This window comes from Salegentibacter maritimus (genome assembly GCF_016236975.1).
Taxonomy (GTDB): Bacteria; Bacteroidota; Bacteroidia; order Flavobacteriales; family Flavobacteriaceae; genus Salegentibacter; species Salegentibacter maritimus.
The window spans coordinates 163,195-176,873 of the sequence record NZ_JAEHNY010000010.1 but is presented as its reverse complement, the minus strand read 5'-3'; the positions used below and the strand labels follow the sequence as shown (position 1 = coordinate 176,873).

12 protein-coding genes are annotated in these 13,679 nt (G+C 37.1%); 8 read left to right on the top strand and 4 right to left on the bottom strand.

The window, feature by feature from the left end:
• Positions 1–12 precede the first annotated feature (12 nt).
• Positions 13–1,145 (bottom strand): IS3 family transposase gene (locus I6U50_RS12215; protein ID WP_198639025.1). Its coding sequence is split into 2 segments (ribosomal slippage): positions 13–884 and positions 884–1,145, totalling 1,134 coding nucleotides; the frame shifts between segments, so codons are not numbered across the junction.
• Between the two features lie 66 nt (positions 1,146–1,211).
• Here I6U50_RS12215 and I6U50_RS12210 point away from each other — a divergent pair.
• The 3 genes from I6U50_RS12210 (at position 1,212) to I6U50_RS12200 (ending at position 3,679) form a co-directional block, all read left to right on the top strand.
• A complete protein-coding gene (locus I6U50_RS12210; RefSeq protein WP_198639024.1) occupies positions 1,212–1,697 on the top strand; it encodes a SanA/YdcF family protein in 486 nt (161 codons plus the stop codon).
• A gap of 120 nt (positions 1,698–1,817) precedes the next feature.
• A complete protein-coding gene (locus tag I6U50_RS12205; protein WP_198639023.1) occupies positions 1,818–2,390 on the top strand; it encodes a hypothetical protein in 573 nt (190 codons plus the stop codon).
• 2 nt (positions 2,391–2,392) lie between these two features.
• Positions 2,393–3,679: a hypothetical protein gene (locus I6U50_RS12200; RefSeq protein WP_198639022.1), complete on the top strand. Its 1,287-nt coding sequence runs from the start codon at positions 2,393–2,395 to the stop codon at positions 3,677–3,679.
• Positions 3,680–3,883: 204 nt separating this feature from the next.
• Here the strand turns inward: I6U50_RS12200 and I6U50_RS12195 are convergent, their stop codons facing one another.
• Entirely contained in the window at positions 3,884–4,807 is a 924-nt protein-coding gene (locus I6U50_RS12195; RefSeq protein WP_198639021.1) for a YeiH family protein, read from the bottom strand.
• Positions 4,808–4,876: 69 nt separating this feature from the next.
• Positions 4,877–5,764, bottom strand: coding sequence for a LysR family transcriptional regulator (locus I6U50_RS12190; RefSeq protein WP_198639020.1), 888 nt, complete (start codon positions 5,762–5,764; stop codon positions 4,877–4,879).
• Between the two features lie 253 nt (positions 5,765–6,017).
• Here I6U50_RS12190 and I6U50_RS12185 point away from each other — a divergent pair, with 253 nt between their 5' ends.
• Both I6U50_RS12185 and pncA read left to right on the top strand, forming a co-directional pair.
• On the top strand, positions 6,018–7,421 hold the full coding sequence (locus I6U50_RS12185; protein WP_198639019.1) for a nicotinate phosphoribosyltransferase: 1,404 nt from the start codon (positions 6,018–6,020) through the stop codon (positions 7,419–7,421).
• A 5-nt stretch (positions 7,422–7,426) separates the two neighbouring features.
• A complete protein-coding gene (gene pncA, locus I6U50_RS12180) occupies positions 7,427–8,038 on the top strand; it encodes a bifunctional nicotinamidase/pyrazinamidase (RefSeq protein WP_198639018.1) in 612 nt (203 codons plus the stop codon).
• On the opposite strand, the gene I6U50_RS12175 is transcribed toward pncA, so the two are convergent.
• Positions 8,025–8,804 carry a THC0290_0291 family protein gene (locus I6U50_RS12175; RefSeq protein WP_193710036.1) on the bottom strand — a complete coding sequence of 260 codons (780 nt, stop codon included), beginning with the start codon at positions 8,802–8,804 and terminating at the stop codon, positions 8,025–8,027. The two genes, pncA and I6U50_RS12175, sit on opposite strands and share 14 nt — an antisense overlap.
• A gap of 197 nt (positions 8,805–9,001) precedes the next feature.
• Here I6U50_RS12175 and gdhA point away from each other — a divergent pair, with 197 nt between their 5' ends.
• The 3 genes from gdhA to I6U50_RS12160 all read left to right on the top strand — a co-directional run bounded on the left by gdhA (position 9,002) and on the right by I6U50_RS12160 (position 13,665).
• Complete coding sequence (gene gdhA / locus I6U50_RS12170) at positions 9,002–10,345, top strand: NADP-specific glutamate dehydrogenase (RefSeq protein ID WP_198639017.1); 1,344 nt, start codon at positions 9,002–9,004, stop codon at positions 10,343–10,345.
• A 191-nt stretch (positions 10,346–10,536) separates the two neighbouring features.
• Positions 10,537–11,256 carry a DNA repair protein RecO gene (gene recO, locus I6U50_RS12165; RefSeq protein WP_198639016.1) on the top strand — a complete coding sequence of 240 codons (720 nt, stop codon included), beginning with the start codon at positions 10,537–10,539 and terminating at the stop codon, positions 11,254–11,256.
• Complete coding sequence (locus I6U50_RS12160; protein WP_198639015.1) at positions 11,257–13,665, top strand: TonB-dependent receptor; 2,409 nt, start codon at positions 11,257–11,259, stop codon at positions 13,663–13,665.
• Positions 13,666–13,679: the final 14 nt, after the last annotated feature.

Sequence of the window (13,679 nt, the reverse complement as noted above, 5' to 3'; positions counted from 1 at the left end):
TGTAAGCTTCCCCTAATTAGAACTGCTTGATTGTCCAAAAATATCATTTTTCATTCTCCTGTCGGTACCGACAGGAGAATGAGTTTTTGCGTATGCTACGGGGGCCATTTTTCCCAGTGCATTATGTGGTCTTACATTGTTGTAATCTTCCATCCAGGTCTCGGTTTGTTCCCTTACCTGATTTAGATCTTCAAAGAGGTACTTATTGAGAACGCCTCTTCGATATGTTCCATTGAATCTCTCTATAAAAGCATTCTGGGTTGGTTTCCCAGGTTGAATATACTGAAAGTCGATTTCTTGCATCTGGCTCCATTCTGAAGCGATCTTAGCAACAAATTCAGGACCATTATCCATTCTTATTTTTTTGGGTTTTCCCCTGCGATTAATCAAATGGTTCAATACCCAGACGACACGTTTGCTAGGCAGTGAAAAATCAATTTCTATATGCAATGCTTCTCGGTTGTAATCATCAATTACGGTTAAGCCACGGAAGCGTCTTTTATTTTCTAGGACATCGGTCACAAAATCAATACTCCAGCAACGATTAGGAGCTATGGGAGCCTCCAGGGGTTCTTTAACCCTGGCAGGTAAACGCTTTTTTACCTTTCGTCTCAAATTTAAACCAAGTTTTTTATAGACCCTGTACACCCGTTTATGGTTCCAGGGCTTGCCTTCACTCCTTAGACGATCGTAAGCCATCCAGAAGCCTTCTTCGCTATGTTCTTTAGCTTTCTGTTGTAGAGCTTCTTCGATAGCAGTATCATCCTTTGGAATTGGCCTGTAATAAAAAACGCTTTTGCTCATATTTAAAACACGGCACGCCCTGCTAATACCGTAACGCGTAAGTTCTTTGGCTATGGTTCTTTTACGGCAGGGCTTTAAAGCTTTTTTTCGATGATTTCTTTGGCTATTTGATGATCCAGGGATAGATTGGCATACATCTGCTTCAGCCTTCGGTTCTCCTCCTCAAGGTCCTTCAGGCGCTTCAGCTCTTTGCCGTTCATCCCGCCATAACGTTCCCGCCACTTATAGAATGCAGCTGTACTAATACCATATTCACGGCTGATCTCTACGGCCGTTTTTCCGTTATCAAACTCCTTTAAAATCTTTGCGATTTGCTGTGGTGAATATCTACTCTTCTTCATAATTACTGTTTAAAGTTATAAAATATATTATACTTTTAAACAGTTCGTTTTTAAGGGTAGCTTACATTGGGAACTTCCAAATATTTAAGTGACGGTCGAATAAATTTATACTTCAAATATAGAATTGATGCTACGGTAGATTTATTTAAAACTGGAAAAATTGATTACGTTTTAGTAAGTGGAGATAATGGTTCAGAAGATTACGATGAACCAACAGACTTCAAAAACGAACTGATAAAAAGAGGAATTCCTGAGAATAGGATTTACTTAGACTATGCTGGTTTTAGAACATTAGATTCTATTGTGCGAGCAAAAGAGATCTTCGGACAAGATAATTTCACCATTATATCACAACAATTTCATAATGAAAGAGCAATCTACTTAGCAGAAAAACATGGAGTAAAAGCTATCGGTTATAACGCAAAAGATTTAGATGGCAAATTTGGATGGAATGTTAAATTGAGAGAATATTTAGCCAGGACAAAAGTTTTTCTAGATATATTTTTTGATGTAGAACCTAAATTCTACGGTAAGAAGATGGAAATTGGGTAATTAACCCAAGCCAACACCACTTCATCGCAAATATGCGGTATTTGAAAAAAATTGGTAAATTCAAAGAACAATCTAACAAACTGACAACTCCATGTGCTAAATTCCGTAAACTTGCGATAAATGAAACCTTTGCTAGCTATTCAAATAATGAAAAAAATCTACCTAAGTTTTTTATTTACTCTATTTTTTAGTTTAACCACGTATAGTCAAGCTTGGCCTTTTACTCCAATGATTAGATTTGGAAATGCCACTTATATTAAATTTGAAGAGCAGAAATTAAATGATTTATCAGGAAACAAAATAATTTTAGAAAAGAAAATCACCAATCGGTTTTTCGATCCATTATTAAAAATGGATAGTTTGAAAATAGAAATAAATAATAAAATTCAAACATTTCATCAAAAGAGTAGAAATGAACCAAATCATGAAAAGTTGGTTTTATACTACAGCAGAAGAAAACTCCAAAACCAAAATTTTAAAATTACATATCTGAAATTATTAGATTTCACTGAAGATTACCTTATTGCCGAAGCCACAATAATTGATAAAATAAATAAAGAAAAATCTAAGGAGATTATTAGAATTAATATGTTAGACTTAAAAGGATTTTTTTTAGGTACAGGAGAAAAGCTCAGAACTTTAGTTCCTATAATTAGTGTAGCTGGCACTCTGGTATTAGTTTTACTTATTTAACTATGAAAAAAATATTCTTTTTATTGATAATCACCTTTCAATCTACCAATTCTCAGAATATAGTAAAATATGATGTTGCGAATTTTTGGGAAGCCTATGATAGAATTGTTACTTCAAATGATAGTTTAGATCAGTTAAGCATAATCCAGAGGGACTTTATAGAAAATGGATCTCCAGGGTTACAAGCAATGATTGACGCAAGAAGATATACTCCAGAACAATATCTATTTGCCATTCAGAATTACCCTAAATTTTGGTCTTCAATTAGAAGACAAACTCAGCAGATTAATTCCTATAGTGATGAAATAGAAATCGGGATTAACAGGTTAAAAAACTTATATCCTTCACTTAGGCCAGCAAAAGTTTATTTTACTATTGGTGTTTTTAGATCAAACGGAACAACTGTTGGAAATAAAGTTTTAATTGGGAGTGAAATGGCATTAAGTGATTCTACGGTTGTAGTAGAAGAGTTCCCCGAAACATTAGATTATTTCAAGGATTATATTGCAACTAATCCCAACAAGAATTTGTCATTTTTAAATATTCACGAATATATACACACTCAACAGAAAACAACAATAGGAAAAAATTTATTATCTCAAACAGTTATTGAGGGCGTGGCTGAATTTATTGCATCATTGGCTTTAAATATAAAATCGCCTAATCCACAAATCACGTTTGGAGAGAAAAATATGAAACAAGTTAGAAAGGCTTTTTCGAAAGAAATGTTTAGTCCTCATTTTAATAATTGGTTATGGAATGATGCAGAAAATACATTTAAAATGAGAGATTTATCATATTATGTAGGATATGCCATTGCAGAAGCATTTTATACAAGTTCTGATGATAAAAAGGAAGCAATAAAAGAGATGATTCAATTAGATTACAATGATCAAAACAAATTAGAAAGATTCGTTAATGAGTCAGGGTATTTTCCAAAACTGATAAGTGCATACCGAGTTACATATGAATCAAATAAGCCTAAAATTAAATCTATAGATCAATTTGAAAATGGAAATCAAAATGTAGACTCGGAAATCGATATTATTACGGTCAATTTTTCATCAAAGATGGATAATAGATTTAGGGGATTTGATTACGGACCATTAGGAGAACAAAATGTTTTGAGAGTCCATGAATTTCTTGGATTCTCAGAAGATCAAAAATCATTAAGTTTTAGAGTAAGTTTAAAGCCGAATAAGAGATATCAATTAATACTTACTAATAGTTTTCGAGATGAAAATGGAATTCCAATAACGCCTTATTTAATTGATATTAAAACAAATTAAAGGCACGGCTACTAACAAAGAACTAAGTTAACTCCCAAATAAATTATCCCATTTTAGATTAGAAAACCTTGTAAGCTAGTACTGATTTCGCGATTGTAAAAGCCTGTTTAAGCGGTTTGTTGCCTATGTTAATTAGAATATTTATTATTAACTATTGAATTTAGCGTGGTTTTTAGATTAAATAGGCTTCATAATCAATAGGTTTCAACCAAGAATAACAAGCAGTGAGCTTATAGAAATAAATACCCAAAGGCTAATACCTAATACAAAGGGTCTAAATCCTGTTTGTTTTATGTCTTTTAGAGATAGGGTAGTACCCACCAAAAACAGGCATGCCACTAAAAGCCTTTTGGAAATGCCGGTGATACTTTGGGTTAGTTCAGCAGGTAAATTAAAGTAGCTGTTTATTGCAATAGCAAGGATAAAGAAAAGAATAAACATGGGGATTTTAATCTTACCGTCTTTTGTTTTAAATAAGAACATAGAGATTAAAGAAACCGGAATAATCCAAAGTGTACGGGCCAGCTTAACAGTGGTTGCTACCCGTAGTGCTTCCTCACCATAGGCCAAAGCAGCGCCTACCACAGAGCTGGTATCGTGAATGGCAATAGCCGTCCAAAGGCCAAATTGATGTTGACTCATATTAAAAAAGTGACCAATTCCCGGAAAAATAAATAAGGCTACCGAATTAAGTAAAAAAACAACTCCCAGGGAAACAGAAATAGTTTTAGGTTTTGCATTTATTACTGGTGAAATGGCCGCTATGGCACTACCGCCACAAATAGAAGTGCCCGAAGAAATAAGATGCCCTAAACGCACGTCTATTTTTAAGATTTTTGCTAAAAGCCACCCCAAAATCAGGGTGGCAGCAATGGTAAATAAAGTAATGTTTAAACCTTCTTTCCCTATTTGTAAAGTTTCGGTGATATACATCCCAAAACCAAGTCCCACTACCGAAATTTTTAATAAAAACTGGATACTTTTATGGGTGAAATTAGGAAAGAGCTGCCCGGCAAATACAGTAAATAAAAATCCTAATACCAAAGCTATAGCGCCACTTATGAGTCCGCTGAAACATACAGCTATTAATACTATAAATATTCCTGTTTTAGTTTTATTAGCCTTCATAACATCTTAGTTAGATGCTACAAAGAACGCGAGAATACTAAGTAACCAAGCAAAGCAAAAAGTAATGGGCTATTCGTTTTTATTATAACCTTCAACAAAAATATTTTCCAGTTTTTGGTTTAGCCTCGATTGAAAGCCCTGTCTTTTTACAAAATAAAACCAACGTGTTATAGAAAGTTCAGGCACTTCTACAACCTTTAGGTGGCCGTCTAAAATCTCCTGGTTTATGGCGTGAATAGAAAGGAAGGCAAAGTGATTGGAGTACCGTAAATAAGCTTTGATGCTTTCTGTACTGCCCAACGTGGTTTTTACTTTTAGCTCTGGAATACCCTGTTTTTTTAAGGCATTGGCAATTACTTCGCGGGTTCCGGAGCCACTCTCGCGTTCTACAAAATCCAGGTCCCCAAATTGGTCTAGCCTAATTTCTTCTTGGCTTGCCTTATTTTTGGTACTTGTCACCAAAACAAGTTCATCTTTTACAAAAGGCTCATAACTTAACCGGGTATTTTGATTTTCGCCTTCAATAATACCAAAATCTAACTGCCCATTTAAAATAAGTTGCTGAATATAGCCCGTGTTTCCCGAAATTAGTTGAAAACTTAAGTCTTTATGTGTATTTTGAAGCAAAGCTGCTATTTTGGGGATTACATACTGTGCAATAGTGGTGCTGGCGCCAATTTTAATACTATCAGGGAAGGCTGGATTTTCTGAAGAAAATTCGTGTTCCATTTTAGTATAAATATCCAATAGACTTTCAGCATAATTTAAAAACCTTTCGCCTTCATGGGTTAAAGCGATACTGTTTCCCTCCCTTAAAAAGAAGGCTTTTCCGTATTCTTCTTCCAGGTTTTTTATGGTTTTAGAAACTGCCGGCTGCGACATATACAGGTTTTTTGCAGCTTTGGTAAAACTTTTGGTAAGTACCACTTCTTTAAAAATCTTGATTTTGTGATCCATAGGGTAAAATTAACCACTTCTTTTAAAAGCTTTACGCGATAATCGAAATTTATCCCGATAACTATCGGAATTCCCAGGCTTGCTTCGAAAGCAAAAAAAACTTTTCCAATTAATACTTTGTTGGCTTGCCACGAGGTAATTTACCTAAAATTACAAAGCTAGAGTTTTGTAAAAGCTTAAATTTGTAGGGTAGAGCAGCGTAAATTTTAAAATTTAGTGCGTTGCTTCATAAAGTCTAAACCAACTAAAAGCTATGCTAGATTTTTCAGCTACCTATACCGACCAGTATCAACTGGCAATGGCACAGGTATATTTTAAAAAAGGCCAAAAGAACCACACCGCTATATTCGATTATTATTTTAGGAAACTTCCCTATCAGGGTGGTTACGCTATTTTTGCCGGGCTTCAGGACCTACTGGAAATTATTGAAAACTTAAAATTTAACGATAAGGACCTTGCTTACCTGAAAAAACAGGATTTTGATGATGATTTCCTGGAATACCTGAAAAATTTTAAGTTCCACGGAAATATTTACGCTGTTCAGGAGGGAGATGTGGTTTTTCAAACCCGCCCAATCCTACAGGTGGAAGCCAATATTATAGAAGCTCAAATCGTTGAAACCATTTTACTGAATTTGCTGAATTTTCAAACCTTAATTGCAACCAAAGCCAGCAGAATTAAATTGGTTTCGGGAGAACGCAGCTTATTGGATTTTGGTTTAAGAAGAGCCCAGGGGCCGGGTGGATATTATGCAACCCGTGCAGCTATGGTTGGTGGTTTTAATGGCACAAGCAATGTGGTGGCCGGCAGGGATTTTAATATTCCGGTTTCAGGAACTATGGCGCATTCTTTTATTCAGAGTTATGACGATGAAATCACTGCGTTTAGGGATTTCGCCCAGGGCAGGCCAAAAGATTGTGTTTTGCTGGTAGATACTTACGATACACTTAAAAGTGGTGTGCCAAATGCTATTAAAGTTGCCAAAGAAATGGAAGCACGCGGTGAAAAATTAATGGCCATTAGGCTTGATAGCGGAGACCTGGCTTATTTTTCTAAACAAAGTAGAAAAATGCTGGATGCTGCTGGATTGGATTATGTGAAAATAGCGGCTTCTAATCAGCTAGACGAGAATGTTATAAAAAGCTTGCTGGAACAAGGAGCCCAGATAGATGTTTTTGGAGTGGGCACCAACCTCGTTATTGGCAGCCCCGATGCCGCCTTAGACGGGGTTTATAAATTGGCCTACTCCCACGGAAAACCAAGAATTAAAATATCAGAGAGCATTGCCAAGGTTACGCTTCCGCATAAAAAACAAGTGTATCGCTTAAGGGATTCTGAAGGGAATTGCGTGGGTGCAGACCTGGTGAGCCTTTTTGAAGAGGAGGAGATTGAAAATATGATCCACCCTTTTGAGCCTTATAAGCAAATGAAGGTGGGGGGCTTACAAAAAGAACCGCTACTTAAGCCGGTAATGGAAAAAGGAAAGAACAAATTAACACCTAAAACGCTTCAGGAAATTGCTGAGTATAGTAAAAGAAGGCTGGCAGAGCTTTCTATAGAATATAAACGATTCAATAATCCGCATATTTATAAGGTAGGGATTAGTGAAGCCTTAAAAGAGGAACGTGATAAATTGATTGCTGCTTACCAAAAATAGTATACATGAAAACACTAATTATTGTAGATCCGCAAAACGATTTTATGCCCGGCGGTTCCCTTCCGGTTCCGGGGGGAGATGAAATTATACCTATCATAAATAAACTTCAGGAAAAATTTGACCTGGTAATTGTCTCCCAGGATTGGCACCCAAAAGGGCACGCCAGTTTTGCCAGCAGTCATAATGGGAGAAATGAGTTTGAAACCATAGACCTTCATGGAACTCCACAAGTGATGTGGCCAGACCATTGTATACAAAATACCGGGGGAGCCGAATTTCATAAAGATTTACAAACGGCTAAAATTGAAGCTATTTTTAGAAAAGGAACAAGTTTAGAAATAGACAGTTATAGCGCATTTTATGATAACAGGCATTTAAAATCTACGGGGCTTTCCGGCTATTTAAAAGAGAAAAATGCAAAAGATCTCTATTTCTGTGGGCTTGCCGCCGAAATTTGTGTGTATTTTACTGCTAAAGATGCTATAAAAGAAGGTTTTAAAGCTACTATTATAGAAGATGCTACGAGAGCGCTAAATACGGAAGACTTTGAAAAAGCAAAAGCAGCATTAAAAGATTTGGGAGGTAAAATTATAACTTCATCAACTATTGAAAATTAATATAATAAACATAGCCTACATTAATCCAAAGAATATAGTCGTTAAACTTATTTTGAGGAGCATTAATGTTTAGTCCGTCAATCCAATCGCTTCCGTAATATTGTCCCCGGGCTTCCAGTAAAAGGTCGTGCCTAAATCCCAATCGATAGCGAACTCCAAGGCCGGCTACGATAGAATAGGTGGTGCCGCGGTCAAAATTCATTCCACCAATAAAAGTTGGAAATACGTTGTTGGGGTCGGTTAGTGGGCCTAAATCAGAATAGGCATCTGCTTTATAAGATACAAAATGTCCTCCCAGGCTTATGTAGGGTGAAAACATATATCCCGAATGGGTGAAATCCCGAATTCTAAAGGGATGGTATTCCAGGTGGATCCCACCTTCAATAATCTCACTTTCTCCGTGCATAGCTCGCAACAATTCACCTCCCCTTGATGGTTTACTGGCTACGGGGCCAAAATGCTCCAGTTTAGAATAAAAGTAATCCAATTCATTTCTAATTCTAAAATGGTTGATAAAAAAGGAGGCCGTTTGCGAATAATGGCAATCGGTTTTATAAGCAAAATTTATATAATGGGAAATTCCTATTCCGTAGCCCGCGTTATTCAGGTTGTTTCTTACGTTCCAGCGTTCACCGTAATCTGTAAAAAATGAAGCCGGACCTGCCTTAACGGCAATTTCGTGCGCAATTCCAAATTGGGAAAATCCCTTCACCTGAAAGAGGAATAAAAAAACACTAAAAGTTAAAAATTTTTTGTAATTGAACATTACCTCAGGCTTGGACGAATAACAAATATATAAAAACTACATTAAGAAAAATTATAATATATTCTGTTTCTAATTTGCTACATTAAGGCCGTTAATATGGTTTGAAAAGATGAAAATTTGAGGTCAGGTTTTAGATAACCTATATATTTGCAGACTAAACACAGTTTTTTTATAAATTATTTGAACTATTACACAGTATGGAACAAAATATAAAAGATTTTCTCGATAAAGTATCGGAAAGAAATCAAAATGAACCGGAATTCTTGCAGGCAGTGCACGAGGTTGCTGAAACTATCATTCCTTTTATAGAAAAGAATAAAAAGTATCAAAACAAGCAATTGCTGGAACGCATGGTAGAACCGGAACGAGTTATTATGTTTAGGGTTACCTGGTTAGATGATGAGGGTAATATTCAGGTAAATCGTGGCTTTAGGATTCAAATGAATTCAGCCATAGGGCCCTACAAAGGAGGGCTGCGTTTTCATCCTTCGGTAAATCTAAGTATACTTAAATTTCTAGCTTTCGAGCAGGTATTTAAAAATAGTTTAACCACATTGCCCCTTGGTGGTGGAAAAGGTGGATCTGATTTCGACCCTAAAGGAAAATCAGATAATGAAGTGATGCGTTTTTGCCAAAGTTTTATCACAGAGCTCTATCGCCATATTGGTGCCGATACCGATGTTCCTGCTGGTGATATTGGCGTTGGTGCACGGGAAGTAGGATATATGTTTGGGCAATATAAAAGGCTACAAAATGAATTTACCGGAATCTTAACCGGAAAAGGGCTTTCTTATGGTGGTTCTCTTATTCGTCCTGAAGCTACAGGTTACGGGAATGTGTATTTTGCACAAAATATGCTTAGTACAAAAGGAGAGTCTTTTAAAGATAAGACCGTTGTAATATCGGGTTCTGGTAACGTAGCTCAATATGCCGCCGAAAAAGCCCTTGAATTTGGTGGGAAAGTAGTGACCCTTAGTGATTCTGGTGGATATGTGTATGATAAAGATGGCATAGATAAAGAGAAGCTTCAGTTTGTTATGGAGCTTAAAAATGAAAGACGTGGTAGAATTAGCGAATATGTAAAGGAGTATCCTTCTGCAGAATATCTTGAAGGTAAAACTCCGTGGGAAGTTTCCTGTGATGTAGCACTTCCTTGTGCAACGCAAAACGAACTGGAAGAAGCAGATGCAAAGAAATTGGTAGCCAATGGTTGTATTTGTATTGGTGAAGGAGCCAATATGCCCTGTACGCCCGAAGCCGTAGAAGTGTTTAAAAACGCCAAAATCCTTTTCGCCCCGGGTAAAGCTTCTAATGCCGGTGGGGTTGCTACTTCAGGATTGGAAATGAGCCAAAATGCAATACGCTACAATTGGACTTCAGAAGAAGTAGATGAAAAGCTCCACGAGATTATGAACAATATTCACGAGCGTTGTGTAGAATTTGGAACAGAAGAAGACGGTTATATAGACTATGTAAAAGGCGCTAATATTGCTGGTTTTGTAAAAGTGGCCGATGCTATGCTCGCTCAGGGCGTAGTGTAAATCACGCTTATTAAAAGTATAAAAAGAGGCTGTCTGGAAAGTCTATTCTCGTCAAGCTGAACTTGTTTCAGCTTCTAACATACTCTTAATTACCAACACGTTAGATCTTGAAATAAATTCAAGATGATGGTTTTAAAACCTTTTCAGGCAACCTCTTTTATTTATCTTCGAAAAGCATAAATTTTTTAAAAATGCTTGTTACTACCCCGGCAATTATAATTAGTGCCTTAAAATATGGCGAGGCCGATTTAATTGTGAAAGCCTATACGTATAGCGATGGTTTAAAAACCTATATGCTAAAAGGCGTGCTTAAATCTAAAAAAGGCAAATTTAAAGCTTCGCAATTTCAACTGCTCACCCAATTGGAAATTGTGGCCAGGCATCGCAATCAGGGGAAGATGGAATATCTTAAAGAAGCCAAAGTTAAGCACACTTATACAAGCTTGCATACCAATATGGTAAAGGGTGCTATGCTTATGTTTTTGGCCGAAGTCTTAAAAAATGCCATTCGTGAAGAAGAAGCCAACCGCGAATTATTTGAGTATCTGGAGACTTCTTTGATGTGGTTGGATTTGCATGACCAAATAGCTAACTTTCATCTCCTTTTTCTTTTAAACCTTACGCGATACCTTGGTTTTTATCCCGATGCCGATGCCAGGGAACTCGATTATTTTAATCTTTTGGAGGGGGTTTTTGAGTGGAATAGCGTAAATAATTATTGTATAGATGGCCAAAATGTAGCGGTTTTAAGGCAGTTGTTAGGCATACATTTTGATGACTTAAATACTTTGAAATTGAATCAACAAACCAGGGCAAACTTCCTAAATATGCTACTTTTGTATTACGGGTTGCACATAGAAGGATTTAAGAAACCAAAATCGCTTGCCGTTCTCAATGAAATTTTTAGCTAAATGCAAAATTCAATTCTAGGAGTAATTCTCCTTTTTTTTATGCTTCAAAGTAGCTATGCGCAGCAGGTGCAGGTTTTAGATGAAGAAACTCATGAGCCACTGGCAGGTGTGGCTTTGTACAATACCAATAAGTCTAAAAGTGCCCTCACCAATTTTAAGGGGATCGCTAATATTTCAATATTTGATAGGGAGGAGCTTATTCATTTTAAGCACGTTAACTTCGGGGAGCACAGTATTAGAAAATCTCAAATATTACAGGATAAAAACAAGGTTTATTTAAAAAATGACGGTAACGAGCTGGAGCAAGTAGTGCTTTCGGTGGCAAAATTTGAAATGGACAAAGATGAGGTTCCGCAGAAGATCCTTAGTCTTTCAGCAAAGGATATTATTATGGCCAGTCCACAAACATCGGCCGATCTTTTGGAAAGCAGCGGGCAGGTTTTTGTTCAAAAAAGTCAGTTGGGTGGTGGGAGCCCAATGATTCGTGGTTTTGCTACTAATAGGCTTTTAATAACAGTAGATGGCGTTCGTATGAATACCGCAATTTTTAGAAGCGGAAACCTTCAAAATATTATATCAATAGATCCTTTAGCCATAGGAGATACCGAGGTGATCCTCGGGCCGGGATCGGTAGTTTATGGTAGTGATGCCATAGGTGGGGTGATGAATTTTTATACCTTAAAACCAAGATTTTCATTTGGCGATGATACTTCCGTATCAGGTAGCGCATACGCTCGATACGCTACTGCCAACAACGAAAAAACTATTCACGCCGATGTGAATATTGGTCGTGAGAACTGGGCATTTTTAAGCAGTGTTAGTTTTTCAGATTTCGATGATTTAAAAATGGGGGCACACGGTCCTGATGAATATTTGCGCAACGAATATGTTGTACGAAGAGATGGGCAAGATGTGGCAATTTCAAATGACGATCCCAGAGTGCAGAAGCCTACGGGTTATGAGCAAATAAACCTGCTACAAAAGGTGAAATTTATGCCTCATAAAGATTGGGACCTTAATTTAGGGCTTATCTATTCTGCCACTTCTAATTTCCCAAGATTCGACCGACTTTATAGAAAGCGGGATGGCGCATTGCGCAGTGCGCAGTGGTACTATGGGCCACAAGAATGGTTTATGGGGAATTTTAAAATCAATAAAAAAGGAGATGGGGCATTATATGATAAAGCCCAAATGACCGCAGCTTACCAGTTTTTTGAAGAAAGTCGACATAATCGCGATTTTGGCGAAGATTGGTTGTACAACACTACAGAAAATGTAGATGCCTATTCGCTTAATTTAGATTTTGAAAAGACCTTTAGCGATAGCCGTTTGTTTTACGGGGCAGAATATGTTTTTAATAAGGTGAACTCCACAGGTTTTGCTGAAAATATTTTAACAGATGAAGAGCAAGTTACCGCTTCCCGATACCCCGATGATGCCACCTGGCAGTCTATAGCTGCTTACACTACTTATCAATGGAAAATTCAGGAAGACCTTTCTTTTCAATCGGGGCTTCGATATAATCATATTCTGGTAAATGCCGATTTTGATGAGAATTTATACGATTTTCCATTTAAGAAAGCCAATATTAATACCGGAGCTTTAACCGGAAGCGCGGGAATTAACTGGCAACAAAATAGGTTCATCGGCTGGCGGTTAAATCTCTCTACCGCTTTTAGGGCGCCTAATATAGATGATGTAGGGAAAATTTTTGATTCTGAACCTGGTGCAGTGGTAGTGCCAAATCCAGATTTAAAACCAGAATACGCTTACAGCAGTGAACTTGGTTTTGACTGGAAGCCGGCAGAAAATATCAGTTTTATTGCTACTGCATTTTATACCTATTTGAATGATGCCATGGTGCGCAGGGATTTTAATCTAAATGGAGAAACTGAAATTGACTACCAGGGAGAGCCAAGTCGCGTACAGGCTATTCAAAATGCTTCGAAAGCCTTTGTGTACGGTTTTGAAACCGGGGTAGAGATAGATTTTTCTGTGGCTTTGCGATTAACCTCTCAAATTAGCCTAACCGAAGGTAAGGAAGAACAGGAAGATGGTTCTACCGCGGCCTTACGCCATGCAGCTCCTATCTTTGGAAATACCCATTTGATTTGGCATAAAAAAAAGCTGAAATTCGATCTTTTTGCTGAATACAATGGGCAGTTTGACTATGAAGATCTGGCTCCTTCCGAACAGGGAAAAACCTATTTATATGCCATAGATGATAATGGAAATCCTTATTCGCCTTCCTGGTATAGTCTTAATTTTACCGGCCAATACGAGTTTAGTAAAAAATTGCTGGCAACCGCTTCCCTGGAGAACATTACCAACCAACGCTACCGCACCTATTCTTCGGGAATTGCCGCAGCAGGTAGAAATTTAGTTTTATCGCTGAGGTATAGTTTTTAGAAACTGTTTCTTTA

What these genes read in the sequence shown, in the direction of transcription:
- I6U50_RS12200 (WP_198639022.1), top strand. Translation starts at nt 2,393, where the DNA reads ATGAAAAAAATATTCTTTTTATTGATAATCACCTTTCAATCTACCAAT.
- I6U50_RS12205 (WP_198639023.1), top strand. Translation starts at nt 1,818, where the DNA reads ATGAAACCTTTGCTAGCTATTCAAATAATGAAAAAAATCTACCTAAGT.
- I6U50_RS12190 (WP_198639020.1), bottom strand. Translation starts at nt 5,764, where the DNA reads ATGGATCACAAAATCAAGATTTTTAAAGAAGTGGTACTTACCAAAAGT.
- I6U50_RS12195 (WP_198639021.1), bottom strand. Translation starts at nt 4,807, where the DNA reads ATGAAGGCTAATAAAACTAAAACAGGAATATTTATAGTATTAATAGCT.
- I6U50_RS12160 (WP_198639015.1), top strand. Translation starts at nt 11,257, where the DNA reads ATGCAAAATTCAATTCTAGGAGTAATTCTCCTTTTTTTTATGCTTCAA.
- I6U50_RS12185 (WP_198639019.1), top strand. Translation starts at nt 6,018, where the DNA reads ATGCTAGATTTTTCAGCTACCTATACCGACCAGTATCAACTGGCAATG.
- gdhA (WP_198639017.1), top strand. Translation starts at nt 9,002, where the DNA reads ATGGAACAAAATATAAAAGATTTTCTCGATAAAGTATCGGAAAGAAAT.
- recO (WP_198639016.1), top strand. Translation starts at nt 10,537, where the DNA reads ATGCTTGTTACTACCCCGGCAATTATAATTAGTGCCTTAAAATATGGC.
- I6U50_RS12175 (WP_193710036.1), bottom strand. Translation starts at nt 8,804, where the DNA reads ATGTTCAATTACAAAAAATTTTTAACTTTTAGTGTTTTTTTATTCCTC.
- pncA (WP_198639018.1), top strand. Translation starts at nt 7,427, where the DNA reads ATGAAAACACTAATTATTGTAGATCCGCAAAACGATTTTATGCCCGGC.